Raw genomic sequence first — 21,106 nt, forward strand, 5'->3', positions numbered from 1 at the left:
ACCGCACAGCCCGTCACCAGACAGAGGAGGCCCGGCGGGATTCGAGGAGGTTTTCGGCTTCGTCCGGGAGTTCGTGCAGGAAATCGAGCCCGGTGCGCTGCTCGATATCGTCGATCGTGGTCAGGTAACGGTCGAGCGAACCTTCGGCATCCTGCGGAAAAAGAAAAGCCTGGGCACGGACGCGTCCGTCGCTCTCGTCCACGATAATCATGTAACACGCCTCGGGGATCGCCACGCCGCCGCGCAGGGTGGCGGGCCGTTGGCCGAAAACGGGGCCGGCCAGCACCCAGATTTCACCGAAACGGCCGGGATAGTTGTCGGTGATTTTCGCCTCGAGCTGCTTCCAGAGACCGGCGTTGAGCGCGTGGCGCTGCGGGATGATGTTGCTCATCAGGAACGTCTCGAGCTGGGCGTCGCGCCCGTAGCGGGTGGCGATGGCGTGATTGGGAGCGAGGTGGCCGCGGTCGTAGCCGCTGCCGGTGTAGTCGCCGGGCGAAACGCGGGCGGCCGTGCGGGCGTCGATGACGAACCGGTCGGGCCGCTCGGGCGAATCCGGCCGCGTGCGCAGGTCGAAGATCCGGTAGGCCGCCCAGACGGGGTTGCCGAGAGCGTCGGCGTAGCCAACGAGATAGGAGGAGTTGGTGAGGACGCGGATCCTGAGGTCGAGGCCGGGCGTGCGCGGGATGCCGCCGTAAACGAAAGTGCGATCGCCGGGCGCGGTGGCGGCCACGAGGCTGTCGTCGTAGTACAACCGCCAGAGGTCGCCGGCGAACTGCACCAGATCGATCTGCTTCTGGCTGTCGAATTTGTTGCGCGCGAGCCGGATGATCTCGTCCTTGCGCGCGGGCGGCTGGACAACGAACCACACGCCGAGGGTCACCGCGAGGATGGCCTGGAACCAGAGGGCGAGCTTCAGCTTGCGAAAACGCGACCGGCCCGGAAGGCCCGGGCGACGGGTGATTTTGGCAAAGGAGGAACGGCGTGCGCACATGCAGGCAGGGAAACGGGAGCGCGATGCCGTTTCGAGCCCGGAAAAGCGGCGTGGCACGGGCATCCTTGCCCGTGAGTTTGGCGTGGCATGGGCATCCTTGCCCATGATTGCCGGGCAGGCGAGAGGAACGTTTGCGGCGCGGAGCGCCGTCCACGGGCAAGGATGCCCGTGCCACGCCGATCAGGCGGCTTCGCCGTCGGCGGGCGAGACGCCCGCGCCACTCCGGGCTCTGTCCACTTTTTGAGATGCACCCATCCAGAATCCAAAATACCAGATCGCGATTGCCGGGAGAACGCGAGGCGGGCAGCGTGCAGGGAATGAGTCCCGGCAGCCTTTTGCTCACTCCTCTTCGTCCGGTTGGCCGCTTCGTTGCGAGCATGCTGGATCGTGTCGTCTGCGTGGCCGGAGCGGTGGGGTTGTCGCAAGGGCCGGAGTTCATGCAGCAGTACCTGCAACGGCTGGGCGGACATCTCGACGAGGCGCGCCGGCACCTCCAGCAGTTCGTCGACACGGCCAAAAGCGCAGGCATCACTCTCGATCAGCTCGTGGAACGGACGGGCGCGCACGCCGATCCGGCGCTGGCGGGGCTCGGGCAGGTGATCGTCGAAACCCGCGAACGGGTGGAGGTCTTGACAATCGCCGAGCAGACGCTGCGCGATGCGTCGCTGTGGGAACGGCCGTTTGTATTCGTGCGGTACCTCGACTGGCAGATCGCCGAGGGGACGTGGCGCGTGTACAAGCCGGCGGTGCCGACGACGGCCGAAGGTCTGGCCTATGCCGGCGTCGGACTCCTGATCGCGCTGGGGCTTTACCTCGGCATCAGCGGAGCGATCGGCAAGGGAGTGGGCCGCTGGCGGCGACGGCGCGAGCTGGCCAAGGCGGAAGCCGAGGCGGCCTTGCTCGACCACGAACCGGAGCCATCGCGCGAGCGCGAGTAGCCAGCTCGCCGGGCATCACGCATGTACCGGCATCATCCGCCCAGGCGGGTTCATGCAGACGGACTGCCAGCAGGCAGATTGGACCGCAGGCAGGGCAAATCGCTTTGTTGCGACCAGGTGTGAACGGCACGCTGGCCGGCATGAATCCCGTCAAAAAATACGCCCTGTTCATCTGCATGGCCGCCTGCGCGGCCCCGTCTTTCGCGGCCCTGCTGGTCGAAGAAACGTTCACCTATCCCGCTGGTAGTCTTTACGGCAAAAGCGGTGGCAGCGGTTTTTCACAAAACTGGTGGGGTGGCTCCAATGGCACCGGCGCATGGACGGTGGAAAACAACGCCGCAAAAATCAGTGGCAACAATGACACCTGGGCTATCCGGAATGTTTCGCCGGTCAGTGAAACCGGTTTCTATTTTTCCTGTGAGCTCGGTGTGGATACACTGACCGGCGTGACCGGGAGTTTTCGGGATGTCGTCATTATTTCCGTCGGCGGCGGAACCTTCTCCACGGGTGTCGCCTTCAATACGTGGGGATATGGCATTCAGGCCAGTATCGCCGGGCAAAACTATAATCTCACCGCCAGCCAGGCGATCCAGAGCACCGGCATGACCTATACCATCGTCGGGCATTATACCTTCAGCGAGAGTACTGGCCAGGCGACGCTGGCACTTTGGTTGAATCCGGAAGACGGGACATCCGGTTTCATCCACGAGGTGTCATGGACGGCAACCGCTGCGACGGTATCCCGGATCACCCTGCAACGCTACGACAACGGATCGAGAAGCGGGATCGCCAGCACGACTTTCGATAATATCCGTATCGGCACGGAATGGGCCGATGTGGCTCCGACCCAAGTGCCAGAGCCGGGAACCTGGGCGGCCATCGCCGGGGGCTTGCTCCTCGGGTTGGCGGTGTGGCGTCGCATCCGATCCCGGTAAGTGACCCCGGCCACCTCGCCTTTCCTCGGCTGAGGGCGAAGGCTCAGGGCGTTTCCGTGTCCGGGAGGTTGCCGGTGTGGTCGTCCGTCTTGCCGCCGTTTTTCCGGAAAGCCGAGGGCGTCAGGTGGTAAAGTTTCTTGAAAAGCCGGCCAAACGCGGACGAGTCTTCGTAGCCGCTCATCCAGGCGACCGCGTCGATTTTGTAGTCGGAGTGAAGGAGGAGGTGCCGGGCATGCTCCATACGCACCAGCATGATCTCCTTGCCGATCGGATGGCCAACCGCACGTGTGAAATGGGCAAAGGCCGTGGAGCGCGAAACTCGCAAATCTTGCAGCACCGTCTGCAACGAAATGCGCTCGGCGAAATGCTCGCGGATGTATTGGCGAATGGATGACACGGCACGGTCGATGACCGCATTGTCATCCGTCGAACGGCGTTTTTCGATCGTGAGCGGAGGGATGAGGACGAGCGGGTGGGTTTCGTAGTCGCCCCGCATGAGTCCGTCGAGAAGGCGCGCGCCTTCATAACCCAGGCGGGAGAGATTCACGTCGATGCTGGAGATGGAGACGCGGCAGCTCTCGCAAATCTCCCGGCTGTTGTTCACTCCGAGCACGGCGATGTCGTCGGGAATGCGGTAGCCGAGATCAAGCGCGGCTTGAATGAAAATGTCCGCGTAAATGTCTTCCGGCGCGAACACCGCCAGCGGAAGTCCCGTGTTCCGGATGGCCAGTGATATGCGGTCTTTGACATTGCGCGGATCAAACACGATCTGTTCCGCCCAAGTGTTCAGGTAGAATTTCCGAAAGTCAGCACCGCGTGACACAACGTGCTTCCGGAAACCGCGCAAGCGCGTGGTGACGGGCTCCCTGGGTTTGCCTCCGAAGCCAAGAAACTTTCGGAATCCAAGACTGAGCAAATACTCGGCGGCGAGGCGGGAAACCTGCTCATGGTCGATGCTGACAGCCGCGTCGAAAGCCGCGTCGAGTGCGCGGCCCGGCTTGCCGTGAAGATTGACGATGCAGGCGTTGGGATAAAGTGCCCGGTAGTCGATCTGTTCCTGCCCGGGCATGATAAGCAAACCGTCCATTTGCGTGGAGCCGACTGTGAAGTCACGCGTGTTGTGCATGAATGACAGTATCCAGTCCGCTTCACGTGCATAGGCCCGGATGCCGTATTCGAGTTTGTGTGTGGACCACTGGAGCCATGCCAGCACATGCCGGGTGTTCATTTTGGGGACAGGGGAGTGTGAACGTGATGCGTAGCGCGCAAGGGGCATGATGCGCATTCAGTCAGAACACGCGGCCAGTCTGCAAGCCGGAGGCTGTCAATAAAGGCGGATGGCGCCGTTAACGGACTATCTCCACGTCCGAGAGGAGAAGGCTCCCGGTAGCCATGGTTCCGCGGGAAACCTCAATCCCGAAGGCGATACCGTTGATTGGAAAATCAGGTTTTTTGTTCAGGATGGCCCCCTTTTTATTAGGAAACGAAGTGGTGCCGCGGGCGAGTTCGATGCGCAAATCCGTCCACTCTCCGGCTGTATTGACGGGGAAGGCATACTGGATCACTTCCCCGTCCGAATCAAAAAGGCGCACCAGGACCTTGCCCGGCGTGTCGGTGCGCACGGAAAAACGCAACTCGGCGGCGGGTGATGTTATCCCGGCATGCAGGTAGCCTGCGGCGTAGTACCCGCCGGTTTCCTTGAAATGGTAACGGATACGAAGTGCGCGGCGTTCGTCGATGCGCACGGGCTCGACCGTTGTTTCGACACCTTTGGCCGAAGCGGGCTTCCAGTGTGCAGAGGAAAACCACGCAGGCGTTTCGCGAGCCGATGGAGCTTCTTCCGCCGCGAAGGTGGACGATATCGTTCCGACAAACACAAAACCGGACAGAAGGAGCGGGACGGTGAACAGTTTCATTATGAAATCTAAAAATGAATACGTACTTACTTTCCGGTGACGGGCAAAAGGCGGACCAGAACCGGGTAGTCGGGCACCGGAAACTGTTCGAGCATGATGTAGCCGCCCTTGGTTTTGACATTTGGCCGGAAGGCTTCGCCGGTCATGAGATCGGTCGCCTCGACCACGAATTTTTCAGGATCGACGGGTATCTCAATGTCAGCGCTGCGAACATTAAGGTCACTGGGACGCTCCGCCGACCAGAACGCAAACACCGCGCGTCCTTCGGGATCGGTAAAGGCGTAATTCATGATGCGACCGAGCGCGGGAAGAGGTTCACCATCCCACGTGCGGGGACGGCTCTCGGTGCGGTCGGAAAAGGGAAACACCTTGGCGCGAACGTTGCTGCCGGGGATAAATCCGATGGTGGCGCGGGTCACATTTTGCACGGCGTGCCAGGCCGGTTTGAGCGAGCCGTCTTCGCGGACGAGGCCAAAGTAACGCTCGGCGTTGAACTCGCCGCCGCCATGGCCGGAGTCGTCGAGGAAATCGTACCAGATGTTGACCGTGACATCGAGGGCGATGGCTTCCATGAAGCGGCGCTGCGCGTAGCGCGCCTGAGCGGCCTCGCTAAAACCGGAATACATGTAGGTGCGCTTCCTGTCGCCTTCCCGGAAAGTGCTCCAGCCAGATTCGGTGAGCCAGATTTGCCCGGGGCCGTTGTGCTTTTTCAGGTGATCGCGGTACATGCTGACGAAAGAGGCAAAGGTGCCGCCGCCGTCGGCCACGGGGAAGCCGACTTGCCTGCGGTAGGCCGGCGTGTCGCGGTGAGGGATGATTTCCGGCGGGGAACGGAAACTGTAGGGGTGATCGGTAATGCCATCCACGTTACGCGAGATGCCCATGGCAATCTGGCGATAATTTTGCGGCGTAACGTTACCCAGGCCGATGACGGTCATGCGCGGGTTGGCGGCCTTGATGGCGTCGGCGGTCGTGTTGAGGATTTTCACATAGCGGGCAAGCCAAGGGACGGGCCTGCCCTCGGGGTCGAGCCCCGTCCATTCGTTCCAGGGCTTGCCTCCGGTGAAGTGCGAGGAACCGAAGGGTTCGTTGAGGATTTCGATGGCGTGGATTTTTCCATCCAGCTCCTTTGCCAGCCAAGCGGCGGCGCGGGCATAGGCGTCGGGATCGAATTCGTCTTCGTAGAGGGAGTTCCGGTCGGCGAGGATGGCGATGATCTTGAGGCCATGCGCATTGGCGAGGTCGATCCACTTGCGGGTGTTTTCCGAAACGCGATACTGGCCGCGTTCAGGTTCGGTGTCGCGCCAAGTGATTTCGTCGCGAATCCAGCCGACGCCGAGCCCGGCGATCATCGGGATATGCTTCTCGGCTTCCCAGATGCGCATCCATCCGGTTTTGTGGCAAAAATGGGTGGCGACCCCCATCCGGTCGTTGAGCAGAGGACGGGCGTCAGGATGGGTCGCGGCTGCGAGCGGGCAAGTAACGAGAAGGGACAGAAGGAGTTGTTTGAACATGAAGGAACGAGGGTATCCGCGCAAGGATCGTGCGTGGACAGGAAATGCACAGGGGATGTCGAGAGACAGCGGAGGACAATGGCAACGGCGGTGGTCGCGGCAATCAGGGCGGCGCGACGGAGCCCATGAAGATGCGGCTGGCGAGGCGGGCGGCGTTCAACTCGGGCTGGGTCATCGCCACGACGTGTCCGTCAACAAAGGCCATGTTGGCCTTCGAGTTCCCGGCGTGAGGGAAGGCCGGATGCTCGTTGTTGGCGGGGCTCCTGACGGCGAGATTGTCGGTGATCCAGTGAGGCTTGTCGGCGTTCCATGTCTCGGAGAGTCTCCGGTCATTGAACATGTAGTCGATGAACATGACGGTGCGCGAGGGCACAGAAAGGCGGGTGAGCGACTTGCCAAGAGGCTTGAAGGCGTTCTCGCCCGGAGAGCCGTAGGAGACCGTTCCGTTGGCCAAGGTTTTTCCGTTGCGGGTAAAGGTGGCCTTGTAACTGGAGGATTGGGTGGTGTTATCGGCGGGGCAGCGGAAGACGCCGCTGCCGGTAATGTAGGCCGGATAGATTTCCCACCACCATGCGGAGGTTGACGTGCTGCCATCGGATTTGGGGGTGCCGAGCGTGGGCGGGAGCATGCCCTTGTTATCCTCCGCATAGAGGAGGCATCCCTGGGTGATCTGGCGAATATTGGAGACACACTGCGCGGTGCGGGCGGAGTCGCGGACGCGACCGGTGACAGGAATGATGATCGCCGCGAGAATACCGATGATGGCGATGACGGTGAGCAGCTCGATCAACGTGAAGGCGCGGGAAGAAAATCGCGAAAAGGCGGGTGCGAATCGGGGGACTGGAAGCATGCCACCACAAACTTGGCAGGATGGGTGTGTCTTCAAATGCAAATACCCTGCCCGGAGGCCAGAATACCTGCCGGGCGTCCAGATGCAGGGCGCGGGTGGCAGACCAGGACCAGTCAAACCGCGGGGCAGCACGCCCACCTGCCGATGGCAGCCCGGATTGCCAGGCAACCGGACCGGTTGCCACGTGGGCCGGCTCAGAAGCCGAACAGTTTGGCGGTGTCGCGGAGCTTGCCGGCCTGGGTCGCGACGTCGGCGAGTTTGGGGTTCCAGCTTCCCACCAGCCCGGTGACGAGTTCCTTCTGCGTGTCGGTCAACCGGGCATTGCCGTAGAGGCCTTGCAGGCTCGTCACGATGTCGGTCGTGTTGCCGGTCTTGATCGCAGTGATGGCAGAGCCCACGGCGCTCTGCGTGGCGGTGTTCGCGGTATCGAAATTACGACCGAGCGCGAGCAGGGCGAAGTTGTCGCGGACATCGTTGAGCACGGCGAGCTGGCCATCCGTGGGTTTGGCGGCCATGAGCTTTTGCAGGGTGCCGGAGGCCTCGGCGTCGTCACCCGACTGGATGCTGGTGGCGAGCGACTGGAGCTGGGTGACAAACGAGTCGCCGGTCGTAGCGGCAGCGCCGGTGGTCGTCCCGGCTTGCGAGGCGAGCCCGGTCAGGGACTTCGTGATCTGTTCGAGAAGCGACGCGCTCTCGGCCTTCACGGCGTCGATCGCATTCGCGGACGTGGTAGCGGTATCGGCAAAGGCGGCGACGCCCGGGAGGAGCAACGAACCGCAGAGTACCAAGGAGCTGAGTCGTTTCATACGGCCGGTATTTTTGGACAGAAACTTGCAGCTGGCAACGGCAGCCGTGCGATCGCGAGTTAAAAACAGAACCACGGATATCACGGATAAAAAATCGGATTACACAGATAATACATTGGTATATGGCATCTTGATTATTTCTTGACCATCCGTGGAATCCAAAATCATCCGTGAAATCCGTGGTTAAAAAACGGCGCTTTATTTGAACCGCTCCAGACGCGAATAAAACCAATGGCTCCGCTATTTCTGTCTTCATTCGCGTCCATGGCAGGCTGTCGCTTCGCTCGGTACGCGTTCATTCGCGGTTACGGTTTGTCTGCCCTGGGTTTGAGAAATCCTTTGCCCTGACATCCGCCCGAGTTGCACCCGCAAGGCAGATCGGGGCAACGGCAGGGTTGTCCTCGGCGGGGCGAAAGGTTCACGGTGAACGGATATGTCAGAATCATCCGCCGATGCCCGTTCCGATGCTTCTCTTCGGGAAATCCCGCCGCCTGCCGGCGTTGGCCAGCGGCGCTGGCGGCTGATTCTCATTCTGGGCGCACTGGCGGCATTCGGTCCGCTGGCGATCGACATGTACCTGCCGGCATTGCCCGCCATCGCCCGCGACCTGAAGGCGGAGGAAGGAGCGGTGCAGCTGACGTTGTCGGTTTTTCTCATCGGCGTGTCGCTCGGGCAACTGGTCTACGGTCCGCTTTCGGACCGCATCGGACGGCGCGGGCCGTTGCTGTTCGGGATGGGGTTGTTTGTGGTGGCGGCACTCGGGTGCGCGCTGGCGCGGTCGGTCGAGGCGCTGATCGGATGGCGGTTGCTGATGGCACTGGGCGGATCGGCGGGCATGGGGCTGTCGCGGACGGTCGTGCGCGACCGGTTCGAGGTCCACGAGGCGGCGGATATGTTTTCGCTGCTCATGCTCGTGATGGGCGCGGCGCCGATCCTCGCTCCGGTGCTGGGCGGACAAATGCTGCTCTTCACGGGCTGGCGAGGGATTTTTTCGGTCCTGGTGGCGGCAGGCGCGCTGGTCTGGGTCGCGGTGTGGCGCTGGCTGCCGGAGTCGTTGCCGGCGGAACGGCGAAACCGGCTGAGCGTGGCGGGCGCGGTGGCCGGATACGGAAGGCTGCTGGCGGACCGGCGGTTTCTCGGGTACGCGCTGGTGATGGCCTTCAGCGCGGGGGCGATGTTCACCTACATCACGTGCGCGGCGCATGTGTTCATCGAGCTGAACGGGGTGTCGCCGCAGATGTTCTCGGTGTTTTTCGGCATCAACGCCGGCGGAATGATCGCAGGGTCGCAACTGAACCGGTGGCTGTTGCGGCGGTTCACGTCGCGGCAGATTCTGGGAGGCGTGCTGGCGGTGGTGGCAGGCGCGGGCGCGTTGCTGGCGGCGCAGGCGCTCACCGGCCTGGGCGGGTTTCCGTTGCTGGCGGGGTTGCTGTTCGTGACGCTGGCCTCGGGCGGGCTGATCGGGCCGAATGCGTCGGCCCTGGCGCTCGCACCGTTTGCCCGCGCAGCGGGAAGCGCGGCGTCGCTGATGGGGACGATGCAGTTCGGCATGGGCGGGCTGGCCGGCGCGCTGGCGGGCATGTTCGCGGCCAACAGCGCCCTGCCGATGTGCGCAACGCAAGCGGCGTGCGGGGTGGCGGCCTGGGCGGCGCTGCGGTGGGTGGCGAAGGGGTAGGCAGGCAGCCGATTCACCCCGGAGAACCCGGATTGGCAGTGTCCAAACCCGGCTCGTCCAGACCTTGACCACGGAATGCCGGTGTTGCCGGAGCCAAAACCGGGTTCTTTTTTAACCACGGATCCCACTGATAAAAAACCGGATCAAGGCAGGGATGCCCAAAAACAGGGAACTTTCCGTCCGTGTAATCTCCGGAAATCCGTGCAATCTGTGGTCAAATATCACTCGAAGGCGCTGGTGACGGGGCGGCCCCAGAAGCTGCCGGGGACGTCGATGCCGAGCAGCCAGAGCGCCGTCGCGGCAGTGTCGTACTGCACGACGGGAGCGGTGATGGTAAAGCCGGGTTTCACGCGCTTGCCCCAGGCAATCCACGGAATGATCACGTCGTCGGGATCGGCCGAGCCGTGCGTGCCGACGGTTTTGCCTTCCTTGTTGACGGTGTCGTGGCAGCCGTGGTCGGCGGTGAGGATGATCGTGCTGCTGTCGCCGAGGCCGGCCGCGTCGATGGCATCGCGGATGATCCCGAGCGCGGCGTCGCTGTCGGCAAAGGCCTTCATTTTTTCGGGCGACCAGATGCCGTATTTGTGGCCCATGGCATCCGGTTCGCCAAAGTGGATGAAACAGAGGCCGGGCTTCAGTCTGGCCACGTCCCCGGCAAAGGCGGCGGCGACGCCGAGGGAGCTGGTGTTTTCCGGAAGGACGAAACGGTCGATGTCACCGCGAAATTCGAAAAGACGGAATTTTTGTTTGGAAACATACGCGGCGGTGACGAGCGAGGGATCGGCGGCTTTGGCGAGGTTGAAGATGGTCGGCACCGTGAGCTGGGGTTTGCCGGGAGCCCAGACGTCGTTCCACTGGATCTGGTGTTTCTGGATGCCGACACCGGTGAGCATGGACGTATGCGAGGGCAGCGTGATGCTGGGGACGATGGTGTACGCTTCCCAGGTATGCGCGCCTTCGGCGGCCATTTTTTTGAAGACCGGCATATCGGCTTTCCCGATACCGGCGGGGGATCCCTGGTCGAAGCTGATGATGAAGACATGCCCTGCGCGGGCCGCCGGAGCCGCGGCGAGGGCAGAGGCGGAAGCGGCAAGGCAGCAGCCGGTGATGGCGGCGGCGAGGAGGAGGCGAATTTTCTGGTTCATGAGCAGGTGTTGGAGGTGGCGGCCCGGCTGCCGGGAAGCGGCCGGACGAAACCGGAAGTCGAATCCCGAATACCGGAAAGGGGCAAGCCATGACGGCTGCCCCCCCCGGCCGGTTGACATCACTTCGGGTTACCCCCCCCTAGAGCCCGCCCGTCCCGATTACAGGCCGGTATCGAGCTTTATTTCGGAAACCTTCCGCGTCTGTTCGGCGCGGAACTCGCCCAGCGCCTTTTTCACCTTCGCATCGCCGAGCGCGAGCATGGACGCAGCAAAGATGGCGGCGTTGACGGCGCCAGCCTTGCCGATGGCAAAGGTCGCCACAGGCACCCCGCCGGGCATCTGGACGGTGGAGAGCAGCGAGTCGAGACCCTTCAGCTGCGGCGACTCCATCGGCACGCCCAGCACGGGAAGTTCGGTGAGACCGGCCATGACGCCCGCCAGATGGGCCGCCATGCCGGCGCCGGCGATGATGCACCGGAGCCCGCGCGATTCGGCGGTGGTGGCGTAATCGAAAGCGACATGCGGGGTGCGGTGGGCGCTGATCACGCGGGCTTCCCATGCGATTCCGAAGGCGGTGAGGGTTTTCGCCGCGTTCTCCAGCACAGGCCAGTCGGACTGGCTGCCCATGATAATACCCACCAGAGGTCGTGAAGTGTTTTCGGTGCTCATTGAAAAACGACGACAGGTAGGAGGTTGTTCCGAAATGGCAAATTCCAAGGAAAGTTCCTGGCACATGTCGCCGGACCGGCGGCTGCCCGTCCCGGCAAGGCGTCAGCATTCGCAGGCGACGCCGGCAACGAGCAGGTTCTCCTCGCGGCCCATCTTCATCGCCAGCCGCCTGGCCAATACCGCCGGCAAACAGGCATCCGGAGCGAGCGCGTTGCGGGCGGAGGCCCGGTCAAGAAAACCGGGGCTGGCTTCGCCCAGGCAACCGCTTGCGTAAGATTGCCGCGCCACCAGGACATCGTTGCGAGCACCGGCGTCGCCGGATCGGGGACCGGGACAAGTCACCGTCAGCGCATCCGTACCGGCGGCGAACCGGAGGTCCGGCAGCTTGCCGAACGGGTCGCGCCAGTGAAGTTCGTGGCGCGTGGTTTCCGGACGGTTGGCAAGATGCCAGTCGGTGAACGCGTGGAGCTGGACGACGTTTCCGAACTCCGCCGCCATGCCGCCGAGGATACACGCTTTCTGGTTGGCCCAGATCTCGGAGGAGGGGCACATCTCCTCGTCGTGGAAAATGCCCGAGGTATCGAGGCATTCGCAACCGGTGAAAAATTCCGTGAAGGCAAAGGGGCTCCTCTTCGCCTCGTCGGCTCCCTGGCCGAGCAGGGCGCGCACGTAGTTTGCGGGCCAGGTGCTGTTCCAGCGGGTGAGTTCGCCGGTGTGTGTGGTGAAGGGCGGGTGGTCGTCGTAGAGAAATGCGTTGCCGAGGTCGGCCCGATACCAGGGGAGCAGGAGCAGGCCGTCTTCGCGCGAGCGGACGGGCGCCTTGAAATCGTCGGGCGAGGCGTAGTAGGGGAACCACGGCGAGCCGCGATGGGTGGCGCCGTCGATGCCTTTCTGGTCCCAGCACAGGCCCCAGAGCGCGTCGAGGCCGGCGGCGCGGGCGGCGTGCAGGACATCGGCATTCCACCAGAACCCGGCGCCGATGCGCACGTCGCGGCCGAGCACATCGGCGGCGAGGTCGCGGCTGCCGCGGATGAGGGTGACGAGTTCGTCGCGGGTGTAGTTGCGCAGGCCGAAGGTGCGCTGGGTGATGCCGAGTTGTTCGTAAAAGGGCTGTCGCGCGAAGACATCGAGCCAGAGGACAACGTCGTCGCCAAACACATCGGCAAACTGGCGCAGGCGGCGTCCGGCCTGCTGGAGCGCGACGGTGTCCACCATCCAGGTGAGCGGCGTGCCGGTGGTGTGGTGGAGCCAGGCGGCTTTTTCGAAACCTTCCCACGGGAGCCCGCCGCCGTTGCGTGATTTCCACGGATAGGCGTCGAAGGCGGGTTCGCGCGCAGCAAAGCGGTAGGCGAAGTTGATGGAGTGGCGGTTGGCGGTGTTCGTTGACACGGAAAAAACAGGGAGGACGGAAAACGTGAAGGGGGAGGGACAGGAGGAGAGCGGATGAGAGATCAGTTTTCGGGCGATTCGGGCGAGAGGGTGGTCACAAATGTGGCGGTTTTGGCGGGTTGTTCTTTTTCGATGTAAAAGCCGGCGCGGCGGGCGGGCGGATAATCGGGAGAGGAACCTTGGTAAACGGTGAAACGTCCGCCGCCGGCGAGCGCGAATCGCACACGGAGTGTTTTGTTTTTGGCCAGCGTCACGTCGAATGTCATTTCGTTTTCAAACGTGGCGGTGCGAACGTCGCGCCAGTAACCGAAGGCGGCGGGACGTCCGGACGCGAAGTTTTTGCTGGAAACGGGCGCGAAATTTCCGGGGAGTTGCGGTGTGCCTTGAAGGTGGAGCGCGAGACCGAGCCGGGCGGGATCAACCTTGCTGGCGAGGGTGATGGTGGCCTCGTCAACCAGGCGGTTGCCCTCGATGCGCAGGGTGCGGCGGGCGGCGGCATCGGGACGGTACTGTGGTTGAATGGCGGATACAGCAGCGCGTCCGGGCGCGGGATCGAAGGCGAGCAGTTTTCCCGGATGCCAGGGTTTTTGTCCTTCGCCGTTGATGAGGGGTACGTTGTGGTTGAGGCCTCGCCGGTAGTAGTCGCCGGTAAGTTTCGATCCGTATCCGACGGTGCCGGGATCGTGCGTCACATCGACACCTTCGAAGGAGGCTGACCAGTTGAGCGCCTCGTCTTGCATATGCGGGGAGTCGATCTGTCCGTAATGGAAAAACACCTGCCAGGGTCCGTCCTTGAGGAGGGCGAAACGGGTGGACTCCAGCGAACGCGAGACGACCAGCGGGGCGGGAATGGCGGAAGAGGCGGGAGGGAGGCGGCCGGCGTATTCGCCACGGACAGCGGCAGGCGGGTCGAGGAGCGTGTCCCATGTGCGGTTGTCGGGGAGGGTGGCGGCGGCGAGACCGGAACGAGTGGGGAGGATGCGGTAGAGGCCGGCGAGGGTTTTTGCGATGACTTTGGCGATGCGGGCGGGTGCGCCGGAATCGGCGGGATTGGGAAAGGTGCCGTCGGGGAATCGAATGGTGAGCGGGGCAATGGCCAGGTTTTGGATGATGGCGGCTTCGTCGCGCAGGAGGTCCGCTTTGCCGAGTAGTCCGGCAAAGGTGAGCAGGGGCTGGATGGCGATGATGACGTAGTTGTTGTAGCCGATGGATTGTTCGAGCCAGAAGTAGTCGCTGGTGACGCCGCGCTGGAGTTGGGCGCGCAGGCCGTAGGGGCCGTCCATCTCGCGCCGCCACATGGCGTCGTCGTTGTAGAGGAGGGCGACTTGCGCGGCGGAGGCGCGGTGCCAGACGGCGTGGTTCTGGATCCGGTTGTGCCAGGTTTTATCGAGGAGTTCGACTTCGGGTTTGAAGAGGCCGTCGAACCATGCCTGGCGGCGGGCGGGCGGCGTGATGTCGAAGAGGAGCCGGGCGGTCTCGACGAAATCGGAAAGTAGAACGGCATCGCCGAGGCTTTCGTAGGCGAGGCGGGGTCCGGCTGGTTCCCGGGAAAGGTTGACGGTCGGCCAGCGGTGAAGGTTGGCGGCGTAGAAGTCGAGCTGCCCGGCGGCCCAGTCGGCATAACGTGTGTCACCGGTAATCCGATACAAACGGGCGGCGTCGCGCATGGTGCGGATGTGGGTTTGCCGGAATTTGGCAACCCAGGCGCCAAAGATTATCGGGGTGATGGCAACGTGCGGATCGGAGGGGCTGGAGAGGTGATCGGTTTCTTCACCGGGGATGGCGGCGGTCCAGGTGAGAAAGGAGCCGTCGCGTGGGCTGACGAAAGCGTGTTCGCGACCCCCGGCCCACTCCACGCGGTCGCGATGGCGGGCCATCCAGTCATCGGCGGCGGCGCGTTGTTTTTTGAGCCACGCGGCCCATGCGGGGTCGGCGTCGGGGCCGGTGGCGAGGCGGCGGGCGGCGGTCCAGTCTTCGCGGGCGGCGCGGAAAACGGAGCCGTCGGGCTGGAGGAGTTTTGTTTCGGCGCACCAGGTTTCCGGCGTCGGCTTGGGAAACGCGGGGAGGGCGCTGTCCGTTGCCGCCGTTGTGGTTGTTGCCGCCGTTGTCGAGGCATGTGTGAGGTCGGGGCGGCTGGCAAGCAGCAGGGCGATCAGAGCGGTGATGGTTCTGATGATGGTCATGGCAATGGGCGCTGGTGTGTTGTGCAGCGCTCCGGGGGGGGGAAGAAAAAAAGGCGGGGGTCACAGGGTGCCGAAGAGCAATTCGAGTTTTTCCCTTGAATCGAAGTCTTCACGGGTGAGCCATTGCACGTGGCCGTCGGCGAAGGCGGACAGGTATTTGCCGGGCATTCGTTCCGCAGGGCGTTGTTCTTTAATGGTGGGGACGGTTTCGATGGCGGAAAATCCGTTGGCGATGATCGCCTTGGCATTTACCCGCCAGCTTCCGGGGAAGGGCGGGCGTCCGCCGCTGCCTGCGAAGGTGCCGACTTCGGAGGCCATCACGATGATGCGGCGCGAGGGGGCTTCGATGTCGGTGATCGAGGGACGCGGCCCGGTCAGTTTTTCGATGTTGTTTTCCTTGTTCACGTCTTCGGAGCCGCCTGCCGCGGTCACGAGCACCAGACTGTTGCACCCGTAGTCACCGAAGCGATGGTGCCAGCCTTCAGACAGGAGCGGGTCCAGGAATATCTCCGTCTGCGTGAAAAACTTTTTGTTGGAACCTTGGTGGGGGCCGGAGGCGCTGTCTTCCGTCGAAAGCGGCCAGCCCATGTGGAGGTTGAGCGCGTCCGACCAGATGGCGCCACTGCCGGAGTTGTTGGAACGATAGGGGAAGTGTTGTTTGTTGTCGTTTACGTAGGAGAGCGCGGCCTGCGCGATTTGTTTGAGGTTGGAGGTGGAGCGCGCCGCCCGCGCGCTTTGGCGCACGCGGCCAACGGTGGGGATGATGATCGCCGCCAGTATGCCGATGATGGCGATGACCGTCAGCAATTCGATCAGCGTGAATGCACGGGAACGACACCGGATGGAATGTAGTGGAGTAATCATGACAGAATCCGAAAGGCGAAAAGAATACGGTGTGTGTATTGGGGGGGGGATACGGAGGAGGTTGATCCGGAATGTGTTTCGTTGCTCCAGTCATATCCGGCGGATGCGGCGCAGCACGATCCCCGCCGCCGCCAGCGCACCGACGCCGAACAGGGCAACGGCCTGCGCCGGTTCGGGAACCGCAGCGGCAACACCAACCGCATCGAGCGAAATGGAGGTTCCCCCGGTCGCCACGGCTCCATTGTTGAAGCAACCCAGCGCGAGCCATGAGCCTGCCGCAAGGTGAGTGGATGCGAAGTTGGTAAACGTGCCCGAAACGGAAGACGACGTTGTCGTCCCGAGGGAGCCGCCTGTGAGCGTGGCGCCGGTCAGGGTCAGCGACCACGTTGCACCGGTTCCTGTGCCATCGATCGTCCAGTCGATGATGGTCGGCATGGCGCTCAACGAATAGGTGGTATCAATGATGGACACGCCTGCCGTGCGCTCGCGCACGGTGAGTTGCAGCACGTCGGTGCTATCGACGCTCTTTTTTTCGATCAGGAGTGACGTCCAGCCGTTGCCCGTGGAAGGGCCTTTCGTCGGATAAAAATTCGCGCCTGCCGCGTCAGAATCCACGTTGCCGAGCAGCGCATAAAACGCATTGGCCCCAGTGCCTGGATTGCCGCTGATGGACAGGCCGGAAAAGCTGAAACGCAATGCCTGCTCGAAGGGGTTGATCGCGGAACTCTTGCTGATAATCACGGCGCGGTTGGTGCTCCCGGTCGATGTTGTGGCCGCGGTCAATTTGCCATCCGCGACGGCAAGCGAGGCGTTGGAGCCGGACTTGTATTCGGTCCACCGGGAGGAGTCCACGGCGGCGCCGGTGAACTCTTCGGTGAACGGAACAAGGGCGGCTCGCAACGATGAGGAAAATGCCGGTGCCAGCGCGAGGCACATGGCACAAACGATGGCGGCGGTTTTTACCGGGAAATGCAGTGCGGGGAACGACGGGGTTTGAGTGATGTTTGTCATGATGGGCGTGGGTCGGGTGTTGGCGTGCAGGCGTGGAGAATCGCCTGGTGGATATGACGAACGATTCCGCCAGAGCTCGATGCGGACAACGGCAGAGTCATGCAGCACGTTGCGCCAACCTTGCCATTGTCGGGGATATTGGCGTAACAACACGCATCATGGACCGTGCCCCGACCATCCGCGACATCGCCGCAGCGGCAGGCGTGCACAATGCGACGGTGTCGCGCGCCTTGCGCAACGACCCGCGCATCCCGGCGGCCACGCGCGAGCGCATTGCGGAGGAGGCGCGCCGCCTGGGCTATCGCGTCAACCCCGTGTATGCCTCCCTCATGGCCAATGTCCGCGCCGGCCGGCTGGCCTGGCACAGCGAGACCATCGCCTACGTGACGGCGCCGGGTGCGCCGCAGGGCGACTGGCGAAAGAACCACGCGTTTCGCGAGATCTACCAAGGCGTGTGCGCACGGGCGGAGGCCTTGGGCATGACGCTGGATGTGTTCGAGGAAAAAACGATCATCGGCCCCCGGCTCGACGCCATCCTCAAGGCGCGCGGCATTCGCGGCGTAGTGATCGGCATGATACACCCGGACAATGTTCCCGGTCCCGTCGCCCTGTCGTGGTCCCGGATCACGGCGGTGCAGATCGAGCCGCATACGCACCTGCCCATGCTGCCCGGTGTGCACAATGACCGCGCGCGGATCGTGCAGGAGGCCTTCGCCCGGACGCGCGAACTCGGCTACCGCCGCGCGGGGCTGGCGATTCCCGCCTTCTGGGATCGCTATGGCCACTGGCTGTCCGGATATCTGGGCGCGGCCTGGGGTCTGCCGAAAAACGAAACCGTCAGGCCATTTTACCCGACAACAACCTGGAACCGGGCGGGATTCGCCCGGTGGCTCCGGCAGGAGCGCCCCGAGGTGATCCTGACGCTGGATCGTGCCTTTGTGTGGCGCTGGCTCGGGGAGCTGGGTTTCCGCGTCCCCGGAGATGTCGCCTATGCGGAACTGGATTTGCCTCCGGACGACACCGCGACCGCCGGCATCCGGCAGTCCCACCAAACCGTGGGGGCCGAAGCCGTCAGCCTGCTGGCCAGCCGCCTGTATCACAATGACACCGGCCCGGTAGACCGGCAAATGATGCTCCAGATATCCGGCCAATGGAAAAACGGCGCGACAGCCCCTCCGAAATAGACGGCCGCGCGACCGGCGAGCCCGATGCCGGCGATCAACCGATGGCAGAAACAGCCGTTCCGGCACATTCCCTGCTGCCGGCTGCGCTTTCCGTGTTTGCCGCCCCGGGCGCAGGCATGCCACGGTTTGCGCAACCGTTCCGACCAGCCAGACTCACGATCACCACCACCATTCCACCATGAGCGAACAAGGCCCGCTTCTCACGACCAACCGCAAGGCACTCACGATCAACCTCGACGAGGCGAAATACGGCACCTTTGCCGAAATCGGCGCCGGGCAGGAAGTCGCCCGCGTGTTTTTCCAGGCGGGCGGCGCGGCCGGCACCGTTGCCAAATCCATGTCCGCCTACGACATGACCTTCAGCGACGCCATCTACGGCAAGGCGCCCCGCTACGTCTCGCGCGAGCGCCTCGCGCTCATGCTCGATCACGAATACGAACTCCTCCGCGAGCGCCTTCATGAAAAACGCGGGGAGACCACCACCTTCTTCGTTTACGCCGACACCGTCGCCGCCCGCAGTTTCAAGGGCAACAACGAGTGTCACGGCTGGCTCGGCATCCGCTTCCAGACCGAACCCCGCGGCCCCGTCAGCGACGTCACCATCCACGTCCGCATGTGGGACAAGGACAACCTCCTCCAGCAACAGGCCCTCGGCATCGCCGGCACCAACCTCATCTACGCCGCCTTCTATTACCGCGACGACCCCGAACGCTTCATCCAGTCGCTCATCGACAATGTCGGCGCCGAACGCATCGAGATCGACATGCTCACTATGAGCGGCCCCGCCTTCGCCCACGTCGACAACCGCCTCATGTCGCTCTTCCTCGTCAAGCACGGCGTCACCCATGCCGTCATGTTCGGCCCCGGCGGCGAAGTCCTGCAGCCTTCCGAAGTGCTCCACAAAAAACCCGTGCTCGTCGAGCGCGGCAGTTTCCGCCCCGTCACCCACGTCAATGTCGACATGCTCAACTGCGCCTGCGCCCAGTTCCTCCAGGAGTCCGGCGTGAAGGGCAAGGACATCGTCGTGCTCATGGAAATCACCATGAACAACCTCCTCGCCGACGGGCACCTCAACGCGCAGGACTTCCTTTCCCGCGTGGACCTGCTCGGCGACATCGGCTTCACGGTAATGATTTCCAACTACAGCGAATATTATCGCCTCACCACCTACTTCCGCCGCTACACCAACGAAATGATCGGCGTGGCCATGGGCATCAACAACCTCGTCGAGATTTTTAACGAAAAGTACTACGAGCACCTCCAGGGCGGCATTCTGGAAAATTTCGGCCGCCTCTTCCGATATGCCGTCAAGCTCTACATCTATCCCATGCAGCAGAGCGCCTTCGACCGTTACATCGCCAGCGGTCATCCCGCCACGCCCGACGGCACCATGCCCCCCTTCCCTGCCGCCGTCGCGATAACGCCTGCCGCCAGCCACCATCCGGGCACCTGGGCAGCCTCGCACGTTTTTATCACCGCGAAAAACCTGCAGGTCGAGGACCACCTGCAAAACCTCTACGCCCACCTGCTGGAAAACCACTACCTGGAGCCCATTGTCGGCTTCAACACGGAGATCCTCGCCATCTTCTCGCGCGACGTCCTCCAGCGCATCAAGGCCGGTGATGCAACCTGGGAAACGATGGTTCCCGCCCCCGTTGCCGACGCCATCAAGCGCCGCGGGCTCTTCGGGTACGAAACCGTGACCTAAGCCCCGGCTGTCCCTGCAAGGCAGCGGACGCCGGCCGGCCGGATTTTAGCCATTGACGGACCGCTCCGCCGTCTTCTTTGTCGCTCCCCTTCCCTCGTCGGAGGCGCCTTTGCCGGTGTTTCCGACGGAAGCTTCCGGAGAGGTGGCAGAGTGGTCGAATGCGCGCGCTTGGAAAGCGCGTGTAGCCGAAAGGTTACCGGGGGTTCGAATCCCTCCCTCTCCGCCATTACTCATTACAAAACAACGAGTTAATACGCCCGATAATCGATTTGCCAGTTGACGTGGCAAATCGGCCATGGAGCAAGGCAGTCCGTTCGTCATCACTCCCTTCACGAATCCCTCCGGGGAGATCGTTTTTCGCGTCACCGGCTGGCCCGACGGCAAGCGCATCCGCAGAAACTTCCCCACTCGCGCCGAGGCGGAAGCCGAACGCCAGGTTCTCATCGTTCAAAGCCTGCAAGGCGAAGCCGGCCCCTGCCCCCCGTTCCGTTCTTCGCGCTCTGTCTGTTCGCCGACATCCGGCCCTGCCTGCGCACCGGTGAAATCCTCCGGCTCCAACCCTCGGATGTGAAAACGGAAACCAACGTGATTCGCATCGATGGCGAAGTCTCCAAGGTGCGCGAGCCGCGCAACATCACGATTCAACCCAACCTGGTCGCGTGGTTGCGGGCCTATCCGTTGATAGAAGTTCCCGATCATCCCGACCAACCTCCAGCACATCCGGGAAAAGGTGACGCAGAAATTCCCGCTTTCGCACGATGTCATGCGGCACACGTTCATTTCGATGTTCGTGGCGAAATTCCGCTCCATCGACGATGGCTGCGCTGCAAGCGGGCAATCCGGAGAGCATCATCCGCAAACATTACCTCGAACTGAAAACCCCCGATGAAGCGGAGCAGTTCTTCGGTACCCTTCCCAAAAAAGCGGACGCCGGCCCCTCTCCGGCAATGCCTATCGCAGCCTGATTCCGGCCTGCCGCCAACGCGGCCCTTGACCGCGTGGGCTCGGGCATGGAAACGAAACCGCCCCCACGCAAGACTCGCTCACAGACATCGTCGGCCTGCGCAACAGCGGGATTTTTCCCATCAACAAAGAGCCCTCCATCGGCACCCTGAGCAACTGGACGAAACTCCGGCGCATCCCTCGCCACCTCTTCCCGGGACTTAACGGCTACCCTGCCGTGTGGGCTTTCCGCTTTGATGAATTCCATTCCGTTTACTCGTCCTGTCCACTCGATGTCTTCGCTTGTCGTGCAGAACCTGTAACATGATGCCGAGTTGCGGCTGACACCAGCCGTCCAAAGTGGGAAAAGGGAATGGCCCATTATA

21 protein-coding genes and 1 tRNA gene are annotated in these 21,106 nt (G+C 62.9%); 10 read left to right on the forward strand and 12 right to left on the reverse strand.

Annotated elements, in window-relative coordinates; translation table 11 throughout:
- Positions 1-13: 13 nt before the first annotated feature.
- Entirely contained in the window at positions 14-991 is a 978-nt protein-coding gene (locus tag OPIT5_08720) for an endonuclease (protein AHF90278.1), read from the reverse strand.
- Here OPIT5_08720 and OPIT5_08725 point away from each other — a divergent pair.
- The 3 genes from OPIT5_08725 (at position 990) to OPIT5_08735 (ending at position 2,864) form a co-directional block, all read left to right on the forward strand.
- Complete coding sequence (locus OPIT5_08725; protein AHF94226.1) at positions 990-1,235, forward strand: hypothetical protein; 246 nt, start codon at positions 990-992, stop codon at positions 1,233-1,235. The two genes, OPIT5_08720 and OPIT5_08725, sit on opposite strands and share 2 nt — an antisense overlap.
- 133 nt (positions 1,236-1,368) lie before the next feature.
- Positions 1,369-1,929, forward strand: a complete 561-nt coding sequence (locus OPIT5_08730; protein AHF90279.1) for a hypothetical protein — start codon at positions 1,369-1,371, stop codon at positions 1,927-1,929.
- A gap of 119 nt (positions 1,930-2,048) precedes the next feature.
- Positions 2,049-2,864, forward strand: a complete 816-nt coding sequence (locus OPIT5_08735; protein AHF94227.1) for a hypothetical protein — start codon at positions 2,049-2,051, stop codon at positions 2,862-2,864.
- A 43-nt stretch (positions 2,865-2,907) separates the two neighbouring features.
- Here OPIT5_08735 and OPIT5_08740 read toward each other — a convergent pair whose 3' ends face one another.
- The 5 genes from OPIT5_08740 to OPIT5_08760 form a co-directional block, all read right to left on the reverse strand.
- A complete protein-coding gene (locus tag OPIT5_08740; protein ID AHF90280.1) occupies positions 2,908-4,074 on the reverse strand; it encodes a transcriptional regulator in 1,167 nt (388 codons plus the stop codon).
- 136 nt (positions 4,075-4,210) lie between these two features.
- Positions 4,211-4,780, reverse strand: coding sequence for a hypothetical protein (locus OPIT5_08745; GenBank protein ID AHF94228.1), 570 nt, complete (start codon positions 4,778-4,780; stop codon positions 4,211-4,213).
- Positions 4,781-4,806: 26 nt separating this feature from the next.
- The gene (locus OPIT5_08750) at positions 4,807-6,294 is read right to left on the reverse strand and encodes a hypothetical protein (GenBank protein ID AHF90281.1); all 1,488 of its coding nucleotides are present in this window, start codon (positions 6,292-6,294) and stop codon (positions 4,807-4,809) included.
- Positions 6,295-6,397: 103 nt separating this feature from the next.
- Positions 6,398-7,144 (reverse strand): N-terminal cleavage protein, encoded by a 747-nt coding sequence (locus OPIT5_08755; GenBank protein ID AHF90282.1) that lies wholly within the window; start codon positions 7,142-7,144, stop codon positions 6,398-6,400.
- 194 nt (positions 7,145-7,338) lie between these two features.
- Positions 7,339-7,950: a hypothetical protein gene (locus tag OPIT5_08760; GenBank protein ID AHF90283.1), complete on the reverse strand. Its 612-nt coding sequence runs from the start codon at positions 7,948-7,950 to the stop codon at positions 7,339-7,341.
- A gap of 433 nt (positions 7,951-8,383) precedes the next feature.
- Between OPIT5_08760 and OPIT5_08765 the strand changes: the two genes are divergently transcribed.
- Positions 8,384-9,625 (forward strand): multidrug transporter CflA, encoded by a 1,242-nt coding sequence (locus tag OPIT5_08765; protein AHF90284.1) that lies wholly within the window; start codon positions 8,384-8,386, stop codon positions 9,623-9,625.
- A gap of 221 nt (positions 9,626-9,846) precedes the next feature.
- On the opposite strand, the gene OPIT5_08770 is transcribed toward OPIT5_08765, so the two are convergent.
- The 6 genes from OPIT5_08770 to OPIT5_08795 form a co-directional block, all read right to left on the reverse strand.
- Positions 9,847-10,770 carry a phosphodiesterase gene (locus tag OPIT5_08770; GenBank protein ID AHF90285.1) on the reverse strand — a complete coding sequence of 308 codons (924 nt, stop codon included), beginning with the start codon at positions 10,768-10,770 and terminating at the stop codon, positions 9,847-9,849.
- Positions 10,771-10,929: 159 nt separating this feature from the next.
- On the reverse strand, positions 10,930-11,439 hold the full coding sequence (locus OPIT5_08775) for a N5-carboxyaminoimidazole ribonucleotide mutase (GenBank protein ID AHF90286.1): 510 nt from the start codon (positions 11,437-11,439) through the stop codon (positions 10,930-10,932).
- A 102-nt stretch (positions 11,440-11,541) separates the two neighbouring features.
- Entirely contained in the window at positions 11,542-12,828 is a 1,287-nt protein-coding gene (locus OPIT5_08780; GenBank protein ID AHF90287.1) for a hypothetical protein, read from the reverse strand.
- Between the two features lie 62 nt (positions 12,829-12,890).
- Positions 12,891-15,011, reverse strand: a complete 2,121-nt coding sequence (locus OPIT5_08785; protein ID AHF90288.1) for a heparinase — start codon at positions 15,009-15,011, stop codon at positions 12,891-12,893.
- A gap of 60 nt (positions 15,012-15,071) precedes the next feature.
- On the reverse strand, positions 15,072-15,875 hold the full coding sequence (locus tag OPIT5_08790; protein ID AHF90289.1) for an N-terminal cleavage protein: 804 nt from the start codon (positions 15,873-15,875) through the stop codon (positions 15,072-15,074).
- Positions 15,876-15,965: 90 nt separating this feature from the next.
- A complete protein-coding gene (locus tag OPIT5_08795) occupies positions 15,966-16,886 on the reverse strand; it encodes an anchor protein (protein ID AHF90290.1) in 921 nt (306 codons plus the stop codon).
- A gap of 158 nt (positions 16,887-17,044) precedes the next feature.
- On the opposite strand from OPIT5_08795, the gene OPIT5_08800 reads away from it, so the two are divergent.
- The 6 genes from OPIT5_08800 (at position 17,045) to OPIT5_08825 (ending at position 20,743) form a co-directional block, all read left to right on the forward strand.
- Positions 17,045-18,070 carry a LacI family transcriptional regulator gene (locus OPIT5_08800; protein ID AHF90291.1) on the forward strand — a complete coding sequence of 342 codons (1,026 nt, stop codon included), beginning with the start codon at positions 17,045-17,047 and terminating at the stop codon, positions 18,068-18,070.
- A complete protein-coding gene (locus OPIT5_08805) occupies positions 18,037-18,252 on the forward strand; it encodes a hypothetical protein (GenBank protein AHF94229.1) in 216 nt (71 codons plus the stop codon). Before OPIT5_08800 ends, OPIT5_08805 begins: the two co-directional genes overlap by 34 nt.
- Positions 18,249-19,778 (forward strand): nicotinamide mononucleotide adenylyltransferase, encoded by a 1,530-nt coding sequence (locus OPIT5_08810; protein ID AHF90292.1) that lies wholly within the window; start codon positions 18,249-18,251, stop codon positions 19,776-19,778. The genes OPIT5_08805 and OPIT5_08810 overlap by 4 nt, the downstream gene beginning before the upstream one ends.
- 136 nt (positions 19,779-19,914) lie before the next feature.
- Positions 19,915-20,004: transfer RNA gene (locus tag OPIT5_08815), tRNA-Ser, on the forward strand.
- A 69-nt stretch (positions 20,005-20,073) separates the two neighbouring features.
- Complete coding sequence (locus OPIT5_08820) at positions 20,074-20,349, forward strand: hypothetical protein (GenBank protein AHF94230.1); 276 nt, start codon at positions 20,074-20,076, stop codon at positions 20,347-20,349.
- A 244-nt stretch (positions 20,350-20,593) separates the two neighbouring features.
- The gene (locus OPIT5_08825; GenBank protein ID AHF94231.1) at positions 20,594-20,743 is read left to right on the forward strand and encodes a hypothetical protein; all 150 of its coding nucleotides are present in this window, start codon (positions 20,594-20,596) and stop codon (positions 20,741-20,743) included.
- Positions 20,744-21,106: the final 363 nt, after the last annotated feature.

Source organism: Opitutaceae bacterium TAV5 (genome assembly GCA_000242935.3).
In the GTDB taxonomy this organism is placed as follows: Bacteria; Verrucomicrobiota; Verrucomicrobiia; order Opitutales; family Opitutaceae; genus Geminisphaera.